Source organism: Actinokineospora cianjurensis (genome assembly GCF_003663795.1).
In the GTDB taxonomy this organism is placed as follows: Bacteria; Actinomycetota; Actinomycetes; order Mycobacteriales; family Pseudonocardiaceae; genus Actinokineospora; species Actinokineospora terrae.
The window spans coordinates 172,043-188,679 of record NZ_RCDD01000007.1; the positions used below are offsets into that span (position 1 = coordinate 172,043).

Sequence of the window (16,637 nt, forward strand, 5' to 3'; positions counted from 1 at the left end):
GGTGTGGGGATGACGGTTCCCCCGGTGGCACCGGAAGTGGTGCCCGCGGTGCTGGACGCGTTGCCGCCGCGGTTGCGCAAGCGGATCGACGGGGCGCTCGACCGGGCGCGGGAGTGGGTCGTCGAGGTGGTCGGCGACGCGGCGAGCGCGCGCATCGATGCCGACACGGTGCTGAGCTGGACGCTCCACAGTGGAGTGTTGATCGGTGCCGACGAGCTGGTGTGCTCGTGCCTGCTGGCGCCGAAGTGCCTGCACCGGGGGATCGCGGTGGCGGTCGCGTCCGTTGCCGAGGTGCAGCCGCGTGCGGCTGACGTCGTCGAGCTGGAGGACGACGTCGTCGTGGGGGAGAAGCGGGGGGAGCGGGCGGCCGCGGAGGTGCTGTGGGGGGCGTGCGCGGAGATCCTGCGGGTGGGGGTCACCGGGAGCGGCGCGGTTGTCCGGAGCGAGTTGTTGCGGGCGGTACACGGGGCTCGGTTGGTGGGCCTGCACCGGGCCGCGGCGGGTGGGGTGCGGATCGCGACCGGGCTCGCGGCGGCGAAGGCGGGGGCGTCGTCGTTCGACCGGGAGACGTTGGCCGATGACCTCACCGAGGTGATGCTGGTGTGCCACGACTTGCGTTCCGGGATCGGGGATCCGGTGGCACTGCGGGGGACCGCGCGGCGCGAGTACCAGCCGGTTGGGGCGTTGCGGCTGTACGGGTTGTGCACGGAAGCGGTGCTCACCTCGTCGGGCTACGCCGGGGTGGTCACCCACGTCGTGGCCGCGGACCGAACACTGTGGACGGTGCCGTCGGTTTATCCCGGTGGTGTGGAACGGATTGTCATCGCGGCGGACGGGCCGGTCGCGATGGGGGAGACGGGGTTGAGCCACCGGCAGCTGGGGCGGTCGGGGTTGGTGCTGTCCGGGGCGACGGCCGCGCCGGACCGGCGACTCGGGGCGGGCAGGGCGGTTCGGGCCGTGGCGGCTGCCGGGGCGACCTGGGACGAGCAGCCGGTGGCGGGGCTGTGGGACGAGCCCCTGGCGGACCAGCTCACCCGCGCGTTGCACACCGGGCAGGACCTGGTGTTCCTCAGCGGTGTCGTCAGCGGCGCGACCACGACGGCGCTGCGCCTGCGCCTCGACACCGGCGACATCGATCTCCTCGGCGCCACCGACGCGGCCAGGGACAACCTGCGCCTGCTCGGCGAGCGCCCGGGACTGCCGCTGCGCGTGGTCGCCCGCCTGGTCCCGGACCGCCCCGCCACCGCCGTCGCGTTGGCCGCGGCGGGAGAACTCGCCGTCACCGGGCACGTCGACCTCACCATCGACCGCCTCCAACGGTCGCACCTGCCGCCGGGCGCGCCCGCCGCCGCACTGCCCGCACCCGCCGTCGAGCCACCGCCGTCCGGCCTGCTGGCGACCGTCGTCGACCGCGTCGTCCTCGGCGGCCGCCCCGTCGCCGCCCTCCCCTCCACCACCCGCGACGCCGCGACCCTCGCCAGGGCGGGCCTCACCGCCACCGCCGCCCTGCTCGACACCCTCGCCACCACCGCCCGCACCCGCGCCAGAGACCCCTTCGGCCGAGCCATCCCCGACCCCACCGACGCCTTCCCCACCGCCTGGCTGACCGCCGCCCTGCACACCAGGGAGTTCACCCGCGCCGCCGTCCGCCTCAGTTGGCTCCCACCCGAGCAGGGAGCCAACTGACATCAGGACACTCGGCACCTCAAGACCATCGTGATCAGGGACCGCATCACTGACCGCGTGGCTGATTGCCGTCCCGCACACCAGGGGAGCCTGTCTGCTCCGCCGTCTATCCTGGCTGGTTTCGATCCGGGCCGGGAGTCAGCCGAAGCCAGGACCCGAGCTGCCAAGGATCAGCTGAAGACCAACACGCCGAGTACGCCCAGGACACCCAGGGCTGCCGCGATGGCCGAGGTGGTCAGGGACCAGATCGCGGCGGTGGGGAGGTGCCAGTCGTCGTTGGTGAGGGTGAGGGAGCCGAGGTGGAGGGCGAGGCCGAGGACGAACGCGGCCACTGCCAGCAGGAGCGGGAAGCTGACGGCGGCGATGGTTCGGGAGGGGAGGAAGACCTGGTCGCCGACCCGGCGCGCGTCCAGGTGGGTGCCCGGTGGGGTGAGTTCCCTGGCGGGGTTCAGGCTGGCGGTCGCGGCCGCGGCGGTCGAGTCGTCGGGGTAGAACACGCCGGTGCAGCGGTGTACGTCGCCGTCCGGTGTCGACTGGGTCGTGCACCTGTCGATCTGGTACGTGCCCGGGTCGCCGCGGTAGCCCGCGCTGGTGAGGGCGGCTTGCCAGCAGAAGAGGAACAGCAGCACCGACCCCACCGCGAGCCCGATCGCGGCCACGCCCCGCACGACCCTCAGCACCCGCACCTCCGCTCCTGGTAGGCGGAGTATGGCGCCATCACCGCAGGACGTACAGCACCAGGGCCAGCACCAACGCCGGGACACCGACCCCCAGTGCCGTCGTGAACCCCCGGCCGAGCACCTCCCACGTCCCCCACGGTTCCCGCCGCACCGCCCGCAACCACAGCGACACCGCGGTCACCCCCAACGCCGCGACGCCGATGAGCAGCGCCCCCAACATCAGCACCAGTCGCCACAGCACGCGCTGGCTGGCGATGTCCCCGTCGCGGTAAACGGTGATGAACTGGCCCGGCGCGATGCCGTGCACGTCCCCGACGTTCACCCGCACCATCGTCATGCGCGAGCCGTCCGGGGTGAACTCCCCCTGGCACAACCGCGGCCCGCACTCGACCACCGCGACCGTCCCCCGCTCGCCGGTGAACCCCGACAGCGCGAACGCCCGCGGCCCGAATAACAGCACCAACCCGACGGCGAGCGCGGCGAACAGCACCGCGACCACCGCCTGGGTGGTCGCGCGGCGCCGCCGACGGGGTGTCATGGCTCCATGGGTACCACGGAACCCCGACGAGACGGTGCGGAAAAGGTGATGGCCCACCTCGGGCACGGGAGGTGGGCCATCGTCGGTCCTCGCTCGGTACGGCTACGGCAGGGCGTTGAGGAACGGCCGGTGGGCGTTCTGGAACTCCCAGTTGTAGTACCGGTCCCAGTTGATCGACCAGGTCATCAGCCCGCGCAGGTTCGGCGACGCGCCGCCGCGCAGCGTGTAGCCGCCGCAGCCCTGCCCCTTGACCAGGCACGTCAACGCCTGCTGCACGGCGGCGGGCGCGGTGTGCCCGTTGCCCGCGCTGACCGCGGCGGGGACGCCGAAGCCGAGCTGGTCGTCGCGCAGGCCGGGGAAGGTGAACCCGGTGTTGGCCACCGGGAACCCGGCCTTGAGCATGTCGGTCATCGCGATGTGGAAGTCCGCGCCACCCATCGTGTGGTACTGGTTGTCCAGCCCGGTGACCGGCCCGGAGTTGTAGTCCTGCACGTGCAGCACGGTCAGCGCGTCGCGCAGCGCGTGGATGACCGGCAGGTACGACCCGGTGCGGTTGTCGCCCGCGCTGGTGCCGCCGTAGAACTGGTAGCCGACCTGGACGAAGAAGGTCTCCGGGGCCATCGTCAGCACGAACTTGGCGCCGTACTTGGCCTTCAGCGTCTTCAGCGCCGCGATCAGGTTGACCACCACGGGCGTGGTCGGGTTGCGGAAGTCCTTGTCACCGGCGTTGAGGTACAGCGAGTGGCCCTCGAAGTCGACGTCGAGCCCGTCGAGGCCGTACTTGTCGATGATCGCCGAGACCGACGAGACGAACTTGTCCCGCGCCGCGGCCGAGGTCAGCTGCACCTGGCCGTTCTGGCCGCCGATCGAGATCAGCACCTTCTTGCCCTTGGCCTGCTTGGCGCGGATGGCGGCGATGAAGTCCGCCTCGCTCTCCACCGACGGGCACTCGGCCACCGGGCACTGGGTGAACCGGATGTCGCCGGAGGTCACCGAGGTCGGCTCGCCGAAGGACAGGTTGATGATGTCCCAGCTGTCCGGCACGTCGGCCATCTTGATGTAGCCGGAGCCGTTGGCGAAGCTGGCGTGCAGGTAGCCGATCAGCGCGTGCTTGGGCAGACCGGTGTCCGGGCAGCCGGGGGTCGTGGCGCCGGCCTCCTGGCTGCGCGCCGACTCGCCCTTGTCGTTGTACGCGGTCACCGCGAAACCATGCGTCGTGCACGCGGTGAGACCGCTGATCGTCGCCGAGGTGCCGGTGACCGTCGCCTTGAGCGCCGAACCCTCGTAGACCTTGTAGCCGGTGACGGTCCCGGTGGCCGCGCCCCACGACAGCGCGATCGAGTTCGCGGTGACCGCGCCGACGGACGGGTTGCCCGGCGCGCTCGGCGCACCGCCACCCGGGTTGTCGCCGCCACCGCCGGGGCCGTCGAGGACGAGGTCGTCGACGGTGAAGGTGCCCGCCCCGTACCACCCGTGCACGTACAGTTCGGCGGAGGTCTGGGTGGCGGCGCTGGTGAACGACAGGGACAGCTGCGTGTAGTTCGCCGCGGCGGTCCAGGTGGAGCCGCCGCCGGTGATGCCGAGGTAGACCGGGTTGCCGCGCACCCAGGCCGACACCGTGTACTTGGTGTTGGGCAGCACGGACACCGTTTGCGCGCACCGGCCGTTCTTCGCGCCCGCCGCCGTGGAGGCCAGCGCGTTCGAGCCGGAGTGCACCGGGGTGCTCACCACGGCACCCGAGTCGCAGGTCCAGCCCGCGGTGGTGCCGGTCTCGAACCCGGGGTTGGTGAGCAGGTTGGCCGCCGCCGCGGGACCGGCGGCGAGGACACCGGTCGCGACCGCGGCGACGGCGGCCAGCCCGGCCACCACCACCCGCCCACGCCGACGCCGTAAACCGAGAGCCATCACGACCTCCCTGATACCGCGGTGCGCAGGGGGACACCGCTGCCTATTGTCTAGACCAATGCGGTTGGGTTGTCCAGACCTCTCCGGCGCTGCCGCTGACCTGCTGTTCCGGCTCCTCGTTCGCCGAGGGATTCCGCGCTGAGCGACCGCGCAAGACCTGTCTGGAATCGATTTCGTCCAGGCGGCCCCGTTCGGGTGCGGCCCGATCATCCGACCACGGCGTCGACCTGCCGATCTTCGCGCGGACGCCACTGTGGATCATCGCCGAGTTCACCCGGTCCAGCGACAGAAGTTATCCACAGCAAGGCTTTCCGAAGATCCGCAACCCGGGTTCTGTCACCCCCGTCCGTTAGACTGGCGTCGGGGCCGCCCCCCGGAGAGGGTGGGGGCTGGGGTCGGGCCGGAGGCGCCGCGGCGGCCGCGGCGATCCGGGTGGCCGCGCCGATCCGGGCTTCCGGTTGGTTGGCTCGTTGGCTCGTTGGCTCGTTGGCTCGTTGGCTCGTTGGCTCGTTGGGTCCGTGGTCCGTCGTCCGTGGGGTGCGAGTTGCGGGGTGCGGGACGGGGGCAAGGGGCGAGGGCTGGAGTGCTGGGTGGGGTGTGTGGAGTGGAGTGTCTGCTGTGGACTGATGGCAATGGATGGCCACAGTGGACCTGATTGTCGTGTTAGGACGGATAGCGGGAGGGCGTGGGGTGGCCGGGGGGTGAACGGCGCGCGGGGGCACGGGGAGGGCATGGAGGGTTCGAGCAGGTCGTGAGAGGGGGGTTGGGCTGTTCGGGGGTGTCGGCTGGGCGGGGTGGGGGAGTGTGCGCCGGGTGGAGCAGTGCGGTTGGTGCGTTTGGCGTGATCATCCTTAAAGGACAGATAATGGAGTGTCCATTCGGCCTAGTCGGGGGTTGGCGCCTTTTGGCGTATCGACTCCTCGCGCGGGGTCGCCATATGCTCACGCGGAATTCGGCGTTCTCGTCGATGATCGACTTCCGGGAGGTGAACTTGATGCGCAACGTCCGCGAGGTGTGATGACCCGGTATCGAGCAGGTGCCGCTGCCGGGGTGTGATCCCGGGGCGGTGTGAGCGCGGCGCGGCCGTCGAGCCTGGACGGCCGCGCCTGCTCGGGTGGGAGACGAACGAGCATGACCCTGGACCCCCAGGTGGAGCAGTACCGGGCCGAGCGCGAGCGGCGGCGGGCGACCCCGCTCTACGAGCTGACCCTCGACCAGGCCCGTGCCGAGGACCTGCGGTCCATCCAGGACGCGGCGGGCGACCCGGAGCCGGTGGCCTCGGTGCTCGACACCGACGCCCGCGGCGTACCGGTGCGGATATACCGGCCGACCGCGGAGACCGGGCCGTCTCCCGTGCTGGTCTACTTCTTCGGCGGCGGTTGGACGCTGGGCACGATAGACACCGCCGACGCCATCTGCCGTCGGATGACGAACGCCGCGGGCTGTGTCACCGTGGCGGTCGGGTACCGCTTGGCACCCGAGCACAGGTTCCCGACGGCCGTCCACGACTGCCACGCGGCGACCGAGTGGGTCGCCCAACAGGACTGGGCGGGTCCGATCGCGGTCGGCGGGGACAGCGCGGGCGGCAACCTCGCCGCCGCCGTCACCCTGCTGGCCAGGGACAACGGCCCCGACCTCGCCCACCAACTCCTCGTCTACCCCAACACCGACCACGGCGCGGACACCCCGTCGCTGCGGGAGAACACCGACCGGTACCTGTTCAACCGGCACTCGGTCGCCTGGTACTGGGATAACTACCTCGCCACCCCGGCCGACGGCGCGGACCCGTTGGCCTCCCCGCTGCGCGCGACCGACCACAGCGGCCTCCCACCTGCGACGATCATCACCGCCGGGTACGACCCGCTGCGCGACGAGGGCGAGGCTTACGCCCGCGCGTTGTCCGAGGCAGGCGTGCCGACCGAGCTGACCCGGTTCCCCGGTATGGCGCACGGCTTCTTCACCATGTTCGGGGTCCTGCCCGCCGCCGCCCAGGCCGTCGCGCTCGCGGCGGCCCGGTTGCGCGGCGCCTTCGCCGACCACCCGTCGCGGGCGGGCCGCTCCGGGTGATCAGCTCAACCCAGCACCGACCGGTCCACCTCGACCGCCGTCGGGCGACCGCACAGCGCCATGGCCTCTTCCAGTTCCGCCCGCAGCAACCTCAGCACGTGTTCGGCACCGGCGGCCCCGGAGTGCGCGAGTCCCCACAGCACCGGCCGTCCTACCAGCACAGTTGCCGCGCCGAGCGCCAACGCCTTGAGCACATCCGTCCCGCGCCGCACGCCGCCGTCGACCAGCACCGGCAGCCGACCGGCCACCGCGTCGACCACCTCGGCCAGCACGTCCACCGTGGCGGGCACCCCGTCGAGCTGCCTGCCGCCGTGGTTGGACACCACCACCGCGTCCACCCCGGTCCCGACGGCCAGTCGGGCGTCCTCGGCGGTCAGGATTCCCTTGAGCACCAGCGGGAGTCGAGTGCGTTCGCGAAGCCAGCCGAGGTCGGCCCACGTGATCGTCGGGTCGAACCGCTCCCGCGAGTGCCGTTCGATGGCCGACACCCCGGCCTCGGCGACGTGGCTCGCCGCCATCAGCTCCGCGGCCAGGTTCACCGCGCGCACGTGCGGCGGGAGGGTGAACCCGCTGCGCAGGTCCCGTGCCCGCCTGGCCACCTTCGGCGCGTCCACGGTCAGCACCAGCGCCCGGTACCCGGCCTGCTCGACCCGTCCGACCAGGTCGAGCAGGGCGCCGCGGTCGCGCAGCCAGTACAGTTGCATCCACAGTGGACCGGTCGCCGCGTCGGCCATCCCGACCAGGTCGGTGCTGGCGAACATGCTGGCCACGAACAGCGCCCCGGCGGCGCCGGTTGCCTTGACCGTGGCCAGTTCCGCCTCGGGGTGCACCAGCGCGTGGTAGGCCATCGGCGCGACGCCCAGCGGTGCGGCCAACGACGAACCAAGCAGGTCCACCGCGGTGTCGACCGACTCGACGTCCACCAACACCCTGGGCCGCAGCCGGATCCGGTCGTACGCGGCGGTGTTCTCGCGCAGTGTCCACTCCGCGCCTGACCCGCCGTCGAGGTAGCCGAGCACATCGCCCGCGAGGGTGGCTTTCGCGTGCTCGGCGTAGTCTGCGACGTCCACGGGATTCACGCCAGGTCCTCCTTGATGGCTTTGCGCCGTTCGGGGTATTGCGCCCGGCATATCCTGTCATCCGCTATCCGCAATTTCCAAGATGGTCACGGACCGCGTTTCAGTGGCCTTGTGGCGTGCGCGCCGCGTAGCCGGATTCGCCTGTGCACACAGTGAGAACCCCTGGTAGTGGGCTTGTCGGACCGGCCGGTATTAGTCCTTTTGGGCGACCTTGACTCTCGTTGAGGCGGTATGCGATTGTTTAGCCGGCCAGGGCGGCTAAAGGACTCTCGCTACGGCGTTCGGCCTAGCAAAAAATGTGAAGGAACCAATGGCGGGCGTGGAACTTCCGCTGGTGAATCAGCCTGCGGTGAACCCGGAATGGGTCGACGACGTGCTGCTCGGCGGGCCGGGCGACGCGGTCTGCCTGCGCCTGGACCGACCGGTCGACCGGGGCGGTCTGCGCGCGGAGGTCGCCGAGCGCGAGGCGCACCTGCGCGCGCACGGCCTGGTCGCGGGCGGCACTGTCGCGTTGCGACTGCCGCCGTCGCTGGCCTACATCGGTTTCCTGTTCGCCGCCTGGCGGATCGGCGCCCAGGTCAGCCTGCTCGACCACCGGCTCACCCAGCACGAGGTCGACGGCGCCCTGGAGCGGGTGGGCGCGCAGCTCGTGGTGCAGGTCGAGGAGAGCACGGGGCACCGGCTCAGCGGTTACGCCGAGGTCGTCGCCCGAGTGTCCGCCAGGGAGGGTGGTCGCCCCGCCGGTACACCGCACGCGTTGGTGCAGTTCAGTTCCGGCTCGACCGGCGCGTCCAAGGTGATCGCCAGGACATCCGATGACCTGATCGCCGAACTGTCCCGCTACGACCGGCTCGCCGGGTTCCCCCGGGCGGGGGAGCGGGTGGTGCTGCTGTCGTCGATCGTGCACGTGCTCGGTCTGGTCGGCGGTCTGCTCAACTCGGTGCACACCGGCGCGGAGTTGGTGTTCCCGCGCAGGCTCACCGCCGAGGGCATCCTCGCCGCGGTCGCCGAGTCGGACCTGCCCACCACGATCATCGGCGTTCCGTTCCACGCCGAACTGCTGACCTCGCTGCCCGACCCGGCGCCGCTTCCCCAGCTGCGCGGGATGATCGTCGCCGGTGAGCTGGTGCGACCGTCGGTGCCGCCGCGGTTCCGCGAACGCTTCGGCGTCCCGCTCGGCACGATGTACGGGATGACCGAGATCGGGGTCATCGCCACCGACCTCGACGGCACCCGCTGGCCGTCGGTCGAACCCACGCACGGCTTGGACCTGCGGGTCAGCGCCGGTGAGCTGTGGATCGCGATGGCCGACTCGCCGTACCTCGGCGCGCAGGACCCGTCCCGCTTCGTCGACGGCTGGCTGTGCACCAAGGACGCCGCCGAACTCGACGCCGGTCTGCTCACCGTTCTGGGGCGCCTCGACTCGCAGGTGTCCATCGGCGGCCTGAAGGTCGACCTGACCGAGGTGGAGCAAACGCTCTCGGCGCTGGACTCCGTCCGCGAGGCCGTGGTGGTGCACGACTCCGGCATCCAGGCGTACGTGAGCCTCGCCGACGGCGCCGCGGTCGAGCAGGTCACCGCCGCCCTCACCGAGACTCTCGCGCCGTTCAAGCGCCCACGCAGGCTCGTGGTCCTCCCGGCGCTGCCGAGGACGACCACCGGCAAGGTCGTGCGTTCCGCCGCCGCGCTCGTCGCTGCCGAGAACGCCCATGCAGCACCGAAGGACAAGGAGAGTCAGCGATGAAGGACCAGCTCCGCGAGTTCGTGCTCGACACGCTGCGGGAGATGAACTACGACGTCAGCGACGTCGAGGGGGACACCGACCTCGGGCCCGCGGGCCTGGACCTGGAGTCGTTGGCGCTGGCCGACCTGGCCGTGCAGATCGAGGACAAGTACCAGATCAAGTTCGGCGACGACGACATGGAGGCGTTGGCGCTGATGACCCTCGACGAGTTCGTCGACGCGCTCGCCGAGCGGCTCTCGGTCGCCTCCGGGTCGGACGCCGCGTCCTGACGATGAGCGCACCCGACCGGGCCGAGGTGATCGGCATGCTCTCCGGCTTCGGCGACCGCGCCACCGGCGAGGTCGGCGAGACCCTCGACTCCCTGGAGCTGACCTGGCTGATCGCCCAGGTCGAACAGCGCTACGGGGTCGAGTTGGAGCTGTCCGACGAGGTGTTCTCCGGCATGGCCACCGTCACCGGTGCCGTCGACACCCTGGCCAGGGTGCTGCGTGACCATGGCTGACCACCCGGTCCACATCACCGCCGCCGCCGCGCGGACCGCCTTCGGCCGCGACCACACGCGACTGCGCGCCGAGGGGTTCGCCGGTGTGCCCGCGTTCGCCCCGGTCACGCGCTTCGCCACCGAGGGGCGCCGAACGCGGCACGCCGCGACCCTGCCCGGGGCGCCTTCGCTGGTGGACGAACTCGTCGGTGTCATCAATGAGATGTACACCGGTCCCAAGTCGATGGTTCCACTCCTGCTCGCGGCGCACGCCGACGCGGGCAACCGCGCGGTGGCGGCCGAGGTCGCGGAGCGCACGGGGGTGGCAGGCGTGCCCCGGGTGTACACGGGAGCCTGTGTGGCGGCGACTTCGGCGGTGGCGGACGCGGCGACGATGATCGCCACCGGTCGCGCCGAGCGGGTCCTGGTCGCGGCCGGGTACCTGGTCGAGCCGTCGACCTTCGCGCTGTTCGACGCCGGGCGGGCGTTGTCGCGCGACGGTCGGGTGCGGCCGTTCAGCGCCGGGCGGCAGGGAATGCTCCTCGGTGACGGCGTCGCGGCCGTCCTGCTGGAGCGCGCGGGCAAGGACCCGCTGGCCCGAGTGGCCGGGTGGTCCCGCTCGGGGGACGCCTACCACGTGTGCAAGCCCAAACCGGACGGAACCGGCCTGGCCAGGGCCATCACCCAGGCCATGACCCGCGCCGGTGTGTCCACTGGGGACATCGACTACGTCAACGCGAACGGCACCGGCACGGAGTTCAACGACGCCGCCGAGGTCGCCGCGTTGCGGTTGGCCGGTCTCGACGGGGCGCCGGTGAGCTCGACCAAGTCCGTGCACGGCCACGCGCTTGAGGCATCCGGCCTGGTCGAACTGGTGGCGACGGTGCTGGCTCTGCGGGCCGGTGAGCTGCCGGTCAACTCCGGCTACCTCGGCACTGACCCGCGGTGCGAGCTCGACCTGGTCGTGGACGTGCCTCGGCGAACGCGAGTGGGCTACGCGCTGACGGTGAACGCCGCGTTCGGCGGCGCCAACACCGCGCTCCTGGTCGGTGCGGCATGAGCGCTACCGTCGAGGCCGGTGTTGTTGTAGCGTCGGCGTACTGGCCGGAGTCCGATGTGGACACGGTCACCCCGGTGACCGGTTTCGTCGTCTCCACGTTCAACCCGCTGGTCGCGGAAGTGGCCCAGCGGTGCATGAGCGCGTACGGCGGGGAGATCGTCGCCGAACGCACCGCCATCGTGCTTGCCAGTGCCTGCGGCGACCGGACCAGTGCGGACGCGGTCGCCGACGCGGTGGCGGGCGGGACGAGGGTCGCGCCGTTGCTGTTCTTCCAATCCAACCCGAACGCGGTGCTGGGGCACGTGGCCGCGCGGTGGGGGTTGGCCGGGCCGGTGGTGTGCACGAGCCCGAGCGGGGAGGCGATGGCGGACGCCATCGCGTGCGCGGAGTTGCTGTTCGCCGCCGGTGAGGCGGAGGCGGCGTTGGTGATCACCGCCGAGCTGGCGGACGAGTCGGGTGGGAGCGACCGGGCGGAGGCCGTCCTGGTCATGGCGAGGGAGCGGGCATGAGGGCCACGAGCATCCGGGCCAGGCTGGCGAGCGCGCCGGAGGTGGGCGCCGGGAACGTGCTGACCACCCTGGTGGCACTGGGCGGGGACCTCGACCGGCCCGCCTTCACCTTCGACACCGCGGTCGAGGACGTCCCGGCGTGGACGGCGCTCACCGTGCGGGTGCTCGACGACCGCGTCCGGGCCCGGGCCGCGGCACTGCACGCACTGGGCATCGGCAAGCGCGACCCGGTCGCGGTCACCGCCACCGCGGCCGCCGACAACATCCTCACCTTCCTCGCGCTGGCCAGGCTCGGTGCCATCCCGGCGCTCATCAACGCCAAGCTGGCCCCCGAGATCACCGCGCTCTACGTCAGCAGGCTCGGCGCTGTCGGCGTCCTCGCCGACAAGGCCCGCCGCGAAGCCCTTGCCCCGCACGGCGTACACCTGCTCGCCCCGATCGAGGAGCTGGGCCAGGGCGATCCCGCCACCGCGCCAGAGCCGTACCGGTTCCACCAGGACGACCCAGTCGCGATCACGCACTCCTCGGGTACCACCGGCGTGCCGAAAGCCGTGCTGCACTCGCATTCGAGCCTGTTCGCCGCCAACAAGCACCGGCTGCGGATGCCCAAGGCGCAGGGAACCGACCGCATCCTCTCCGTGCTCCCCGCCCCGCACGCCGCCACGCTCATCGCCTTGAACCTGGTGTTGGCGAGCGAGAGCCAGCTGCTCGCAGTGTCGGCGCAGACCGGTCCGTCGGTGGTCGACGCCATCGAGCAGTGGCGGCCCAGCGGTGTGCTCGGCTTCGCGGCCACGTGGTCGGAGATGGCCAAGACCGACCTGCGCGGCCGTGACCTGGACTCGGTCGCGCTGTGGTGGAACACCGGTGACTGCGCGCACGAGGCCCACATCCGCAGGCTGATCTCGCTCGGCTACCGCGAGGTGTCCACACGGGAGGGTCGGGTTCGCAAGCCGGGATCGGCCTTCATCGACGGCCTGGGCTCCAGCGAGATGGGCCACTCGCACTTCTACATCACCCACACCACCGAGACCACCCGGTACGGCCGCTGCATCGGCAAGCCGCACGCGTTCGCCGACCCCGTCGTGCTCGACCCGGACGGCACCGAGCTGCCGCCGGGTGAGGTGGGGGAGTTGGGCACCAAGTCGCCCACGCTCTCGCTCGGGTACTGGAACGACTCGGTGACCACCTACCGCACCCGGGTCCGCGGCTACTTCCTCACCGGCGACCTCGTCTACCGGGATGAAGAGGGCTACTTCTACCACGTGGACCGGCTTGTCGACTCCGTCGACCTCGGTGACGGCAAGCGCCTGCACACCGCGCTGTCCGAGGAGCGCGTCCTCAACGCCTGCCCCGATGTCGCCGACTGCACGGTCGTCGCGGTCCGCACCGACTCCGGTGTCGTCACCGACGTCCTGCTCCAACTCGACGCCGCCGGTGACCCGGACGCCAACCGCGACGAGGCGATCCGCGCGGCCCTCGGCCCGGACGTGGCCGCGACCCTGCGCGAGGTGGTCGTGGTCGACGAGGACCGGATCCCCCTGGGCCCCACCGGGAAGGTCCGCAAGGTCGCGTTGCGCGAGCAGTACCTGAAGACCCTGGCCGCGCGATGAGACCCGCCGCCGCCATCACCGGAATCGGGCTGGTGACCCCACTCGGGCGCAAACCGGCCGAGGTGTTCGACGCACTGTGCGTCGGCCGCTCCGGTGTCGTCACCCCGCCCGAGGGCCACCCGCTCGCCGGGCTCCTCGACGCGGCGGGCATCGCCCCGGACATCGACCCGACCGAGGTCATGGACGCCAAGTCCGCGAAGGCCGTCGACCGGTTCGTGCTCCAGGCGATGGCCGCCGCCGACGACGCGCTCGCCGACGCCAGGATCACCGTCGGCACCGACGTCGACCCCGAGCGGGTCGCGGTCGTGGTCTCGACCGGTGGCGCGGGACTGGAGACTTACGAGCACTTCGCCGCCCAGCGCCGGGAACGCGGACGCGCCAAGGTGAGTCCGTACCTGCTCCCCGGGATGCTGGCGAACATGGCGGCCGCCCGGATCGCGATCAAACACGGCATCCGGGGGCACAGCGCGTGCATCGCCACCGCGTGCGCGGCCGGGGCGCAGTCGATCGCGGAGGCGTTGCGGCTGATCCGCGGCGGCGAGGCGGATGTGGTGGTGTGCGGCGGAAGCGACACCGCGCTGCACCCGACCGTCGCCTCGGCGTTCGCCAACGCGTGGGCACTCGCCCGCGGCTGGGGCGCGGACCCGACCGCCGCGAGCAGGCCGTTCGACAAGCGCCGCAACGGGTTCGTCCTGGGGGAGGGCGCAGGCATCCTGGTCGTCGAGCGAGCCGACTTCGCCGACGCGCGGGGCGCCTCGTCCTACGCGAGCCTGCTCGGCTGGGCGGTCAGCACCGACGCCCACCACCCGACCACCCCGCGTCCGGACGGCTCCGGCGCCGCCTCGGTCATGCGCCGCGCCACCGCTGACGCGGACCTCACACCGTCCGATGTGGACTACATCAACGCCCACGGCACCTCGACCCCGCTCGGCGACGCCGCCGAGGCCGCCGCCGTGCGCACCGTGTTCGGCGACGACAGCCCGGCGGTCAGCTCCATCAAGGCCCTCACCGGGCACATGCTCGGCGGCTCCGGCGCGGTGGAGGCCGCGGTGACCGCGCTCTCGGTGGCGGGCTCCGTGCTGCCGCCGACCCACAACCTCGACGACCCCGACCCGGAGTGCGCGCTCGACCACGTGCGCGGCGCACCCCGGCACGGACCGGTCCGCGCCGCGCTGTCGAACTCGTTCGCCTTCGGCGGCCACAACGTGAGCCTGCTGATCGGCCACCCAGGCACCCAACTGACCCGCACCGCCACCCCGTCTCCCGCACCAGCGCGCTGAACCCCAGCCCTCCGGCCAAGAGGTCCACCATGCACGTACAAGACATAGACCACGTCGAGTTCTACGTCGGCGACGCCGACGAGGCCGCCGCCGCGCTCCGCGCCCAGTACGGCTTCCGGCTGCACGGGTGGGTGCGTGACCAGCCGGACCACTACTCGGTCCTGCTGCGCCAAGGCGACATCCAGCTGCTGCTGACCAGCGCCCGCACCGACGGGCACCCGGCGGCGGACTACGTCGCCGCGCACGGCGACGGCCTGGCCACGGTGGCCCTGTCGACCGACGACCCGGCGGCCGCGCTCGCCGACGCGCTGGCCAGGGGCGCCACCGCCGACGGCACCAGGGTCACCGGGTTCGGCGACGTCGGGCACGTGTTCGTCCGCCCGGGCGAGTTGCTGTCCACTGTGGAACTCGCGACCGAGTCGGCGGACGACCCGCTCGACCTGCTCGACGCCGTGGACCACATCGCGGCCTGCGTGGCGCCGGGCGAGCTGGACCCGACCGTCGCCTACTACGAGCAGGTGCTCGGCTTCAAGCAGATCTTCGAGGAGCACATCGAGGTCGGCGGCCAGGCGATGAACTCCAAGGTCGTGCAGAGCGTGTCCAAGGAGGTCACGCTGACCCTGCTCGAACCGGACACCACCGCGAGACCCGGCCAGATCGACGACTTCCTCGCCGCCCACCACGGCCCCGGCGTGCAGCACCTGGCCTTCCGCACCGCCGACATCGCCACCGCCGTGCGCACCCTGCGCGGCCGCGGCGTCGGCTTCCTGAGCACCCCCGGCAGCTACTACGACGCGCTGGCCGAGCGGTTCGAGCACGTCGCCGTGCCCGTGGAGCAGTTGCGCGAGCTCGACATCCTGGTCGACCAGGACAACGAGGGCGAGCTGTTCCAGATCTTCACCCAGACCACCCACCCCCGGCGCACGCTGTTCTTCGAGGTCATCGAGCGCCTCGGCGCGCTCACCTTCGGCAGCGCCAACATCAAGGCGCTCTACGAGGCCGTCGAGCGGGACCGCGCCGGGGAGCACGTCCGAGGAGCAGCCCAGTGACCGCCGAACTCACCCACGCCTTCGCGCTGACCGACGCCGACCGGGCCCTGCTGCCCACCGACGACGAGGTCGCCGAGTACGGCAACCGCGGCTGGTACCTGTCCCGCAAGCTGTTCACCGACGCGGAGATGGACACCCTGGTCGAGGCCACCGAGCGGTTCTACGCCGGGCACACCGACCGGCGCCTGCCGCTGCGCCCGCCCAACCTGGCCTACTGGACCCCCGAGAAGGGCGATGTCCAGCGGCACAACGACTACATCCACTACGAGAGCGACGAGGTCGCCGCGATCCTGCGCAAGCCGCTGCTCGGCGCGGTCGCCGCCCGGCTCGCCAAGGCCGACGAGATCCGGGTCTGGCAGAGCACCCTGATCTACAAGCCGCCGCGCCCGGAGGAGCAGTCCAACCAGGTCCCGTGGCACATGGACCGGCACTACTGGCAGACCTGCACCTCCGAGCGGATGCTCACCGCGTTCATCCCGTTCCACCACTGCGACGAGCGCATGGGCACCATCACCATGGTCGACGGCAGCAACACCTGGACCGAGATCCCCGGCGACGACTCCACCAGGCACTTCGCCCACCGCGACCGCTCGGAGCTGGAAGACCTGCTGCACGCCAACGCCTCCCACAACGGGGCCGTGGTCAGCAAGGTCCCCATGGTCATCCCCAAGGGCCACGTCAGCTTCCACCACTGCCGCACCTACCACGGCAGCGGCGCCAACCTCGCCGACGTTCCCCGCCGGGCCATCTCCCTGCACCTGCAGGACGGCGACAACCGCTTCCGCCCCTACCTCAAACCGGACGGCACCCCGGTCTTCTACAACCACGACGTCCTGGTCCGCCGAAACGACGAGGGCCTACCCGACTACACCGACCAGAACTACTGCCCGACCCTCTGGCGCGAATAACAGTTCGGTCCTGGAGGAAATAGCCCGGAAGGTCACCTCCG

At 71.6% G+C, this 16,637-nt stretch carries 15 protein-coding genes; 11 read left to right on the forward strand and 4 right to left on the reverse strand.

Translation table 11 applies throughout. The features are described 5' to 3' along the window. Positions 1–9: 9 nt before the first annotated feature. Positions 10–1,686, forward strand: coding sequence for a hypothetical protein (locus tag CLV68_RS29275; RefSeq protein ID WP_147460205.1), 1,677 nt, complete (start codon positions 10–12; stop codon positions 1,684–1,686). Positions 1,687–1,856: 170 nt separating this feature from the next. On the opposite strand, the gene CLV68_RS29280 is transcribed toward CLV68_RS29275, so the two are convergent. The 3 genes from CLV68_RS29280 to CLV68_RS29290 form a co-directional block, all read right to left on the reverse strand. After that, positions 1,857–2,372 carry a hypothetical protein gene (locus CLV68_RS29280; RefSeq protein ID WP_147460206.1) on the reverse strand — a complete coding sequence of 172 codons (516 nt, stop codon included), beginning with the start codon at positions 2,370–2,372 and terminating at the stop codon, positions 1,857–1,859. Between the two features lie 31 nt (positions 2,373–2,403). Next, positions 2,404–2,904: a hypothetical protein gene (locus CLV68_RS29285; protein WP_121394242.1), complete on the reverse strand. Its 501-nt coding sequence runs from the start codon at positions 2,902–2,904 to the stop codon at positions 2,404–2,406. Between the two features lie 102 nt (positions 2,905–3,006). Then, on the reverse strand, positions 3,007–4,809 hold the full coding sequence (locus tag CLV68_RS29290; protein ID WP_121394243.1) for a chitinase: 1,803 nt from the start codon (positions 4,807–4,809) through the stop codon (positions 3,007–3,009). Positions 4,810–5,940: 1,131 nt separating this feature from the next. Between CLV68_RS29290 and CLV68_RS29295 the strand changes: the two genes are divergently transcribed. Beyond that, positions 5,941–6,876, forward strand: coding sequence for an alpha/beta hydrolase (locus CLV68_RS29295; protein WP_121394244.1), 936 nt, complete (start codon positions 5,941–5,943; stop codon positions 6,874–6,876). A gap of 5 nt (positions 6,877–6,881) precedes the next feature. Here CLV68_RS29295 and CLV68_RS29300 read toward each other — a convergent pair whose 3' ends face one another. After that, positions 6,882–7,946: an alpha-hydroxy acid oxidase gene (locus CLV68_RS29300; RefSeq protein ID WP_246010169.1), complete on the reverse strand. Its 1,065-nt coding sequence runs from the start codon at positions 7,944–7,946 to the stop codon at positions 6,882–6,884. Between the two features lie 343 nt (positions 7,947–8,289). Here CLV68_RS29300 and CLV68_RS29305 point away from each other — a divergent pair, with 343 nt between their 5' ends. From CLV68_RS29305 to CLV68_RS29345, 9 genes are read left to right on the forward strand one after another with little or no spacing between them, the layout of a single operon-like run. Continuing rightward, positions 8,290–9,699, forward strand: coding sequence for a class I adenylate-forming enzyme family protein (locus tag CLV68_RS29305; RefSeq protein WP_246010170.1), 1,410 nt, complete (start codon positions 8,290–8,292; stop codon positions 9,697–9,699). Further along, positions 9,696–9,968: an acyl carrier protein gene (locus CLV68_RS29310; protein WP_121394247.1), complete on the forward strand. Its 273-nt coding sequence runs from the start codon at positions 9,696–9,698 to the stop codon at positions 9,966–9,968. The genes CLV68_RS29305 and CLV68_RS29310 overlap by 4 nt, the downstream gene beginning before the upstream one ends. Before the next feature lie 2 nt (positions 9,969–9,970). Further along, positions 9,971–10,201 carry a hypothetical protein gene (locus tag CLV68_RS29315; RefSeq protein ID WP_170224656.1) on the forward strand — a complete coding sequence of 77 codons (231 nt, stop codon included), beginning with the start codon at positions 9,971–9,973 and terminating at the stop codon, positions 10,199–10,201. After that, complete coding sequence (locus CLV68_RS29320) at positions 10,194–11,240, forward strand: beta-ketoacyl synthase N-terminal-like domain-containing protein (RefSeq protein ID WP_121394248.1); 1,047 nt, start codon at positions 10,194–10,196, stop codon at positions 11,238–11,240. Before CLV68_RS29315 ends, CLV68_RS29320 begins: the two co-directional genes overlap by 8 nt. After that, on the forward strand, positions 11,237–11,749 hold the full coding sequence (locus CLV68_RS29325; RefSeq protein ID WP_121394249.1) for a beta-ketoacyl-[acyl-carrier-protein] synthase family protein: 513 nt from the start codon (positions 11,237–11,239) through the stop codon (positions 11,747–11,749). Before CLV68_RS29320 ends, CLV68_RS29325 begins: the two co-directional genes overlap by 4 nt. Then, on the forward strand, positions 11,746–13,359 hold the full coding sequence (locus tag CLV68_RS29330; protein ID WP_121394250.1) for a class I adenylate-forming enzyme family protein: 1,614 nt from the start codon (positions 11,746–11,748) through the stop codon (positions 13,357–13,359). Before CLV68_RS29325 ends, CLV68_RS29330 begins: the two co-directional genes overlap by 4 nt. Beyond that, entirely contained in the window at positions 13,356–14,639 is a 1,284-nt protein-coding gene (locus CLV68_RS29335) for a beta-ketoacyl-[acyl-carrier-protein] synthase family protein (protein ID WP_121394251.1), read from the forward strand. Before CLV68_RS29330 ends, CLV68_RS29335 begins: the two co-directional genes overlap by 4 nt. A gap of 29 nt (positions 14,640–14,668) precedes the next feature. Beyond that, positions 14,669–15,688 (forward strand): 4-hydroxyphenylpyruvate dioxygenase, encoded by a 1,020-nt coding sequence (hppD, locus tag CLV68_RS29340; RefSeq protein ID WP_121394252.1) that lies wholly within the window; start codon positions 14,669–14,671, stop codon positions 15,686–15,688. Beyond that, positions 15,685–16,596 carry a phytanoyl-CoA dioxygenase family protein gene (locus tag CLV68_RS29345; protein ID WP_211346808.1) on the forward strand — a complete coding sequence of 304 codons (912 nt, stop codon included), beginning with the start codon at positions 15,685–15,687 and terminating at the stop codon, positions 16,594–16,596. The genes hppD and CLV68_RS29345 overlap by 4 nt, the downstream gene beginning before the upstream one ends. Positions 16,597–16,637: the final 41 nt, after the last annotated feature.

Bases quoted from the DNA above. Each gene is read 5' to 3' on its own strand.
- CLV68_RS29310 (WP_121394247.1), top strand. From the start codon at position 9,696: ATGAAGGACCAGCTCCGCGAGTTCGTGCTCGACACGCTGCGGGAGATG.
- CLV68_RS29330 (WP_121394250.1), top strand. From the start codon at position 11,746: ATGAGGGCCACGAGCATCCGGGCCAGGCTGGCGAGCGCGCCGGAGGTG.
- CLV68_RS29315 (WP_170224656.1), top strand. From the start codon at position 9,971: ATGAGCGCACCCGACCGGGCCGAGGTGATCGGCATGCTCTCCGGCTTC.
- CLV68_RS29290 (WP_121394243.1), bottom strand. From the start codon at position 4,809: ATGGCTCTCGGTTTACGGCGTCGGCGTGGGCGGGTGGTGGTGGCCGGG.
- CLV68_RS29295 (WP_121394244.1), top strand. From the start codon at position 5,941: ATGACCCTGGACCCCCAGGTGGAGCAGTACCGGGCCGAGCGCGAGCGG.
- CLV68_RS29320 (WP_121394248.1), top strand. From the start codon at position 10,194: ATGGCTGACCACCCGGTCCACATCACCGCCGCCGCCGCGCGGACCGCC.
- CLV68_RS29285 (WP_121394242.1), bottom strand. From the start codon at position 2,904: ATGACACCCCGTCGGCGGCGCCGCGCGACCACCCAGGCGGTGGTCGCG.
- hppD (WP_121394252.1), top strand. From the start codon at position 14,669: ATGCACGTACAAGACATAGACCACGTCGAGTTCTACGTCGGCGACGCC.
- CLV68_RS29335 (WP_121394251.1), top strand. From the start codon at position 13,356: ATGAGACCCGCCGCCGCCATCACCGGAATCGGGCTGGTGACCCCACTC.
- CLV68_RS29325 (WP_121394249.1), top strand. From the start codon at position 11,237: ATGAGCGCTACCGTCGAGGCCGGTGTTGTTGTAGCGTCGGCGTACTGG.
- CLV68_RS29275 (WP_147460205.1), top strand. From the start codon at position 10: ATGACGGTTCCCCCGGTGGCACCGGAAGTGGTGCCCGCGGTGCTGGAC.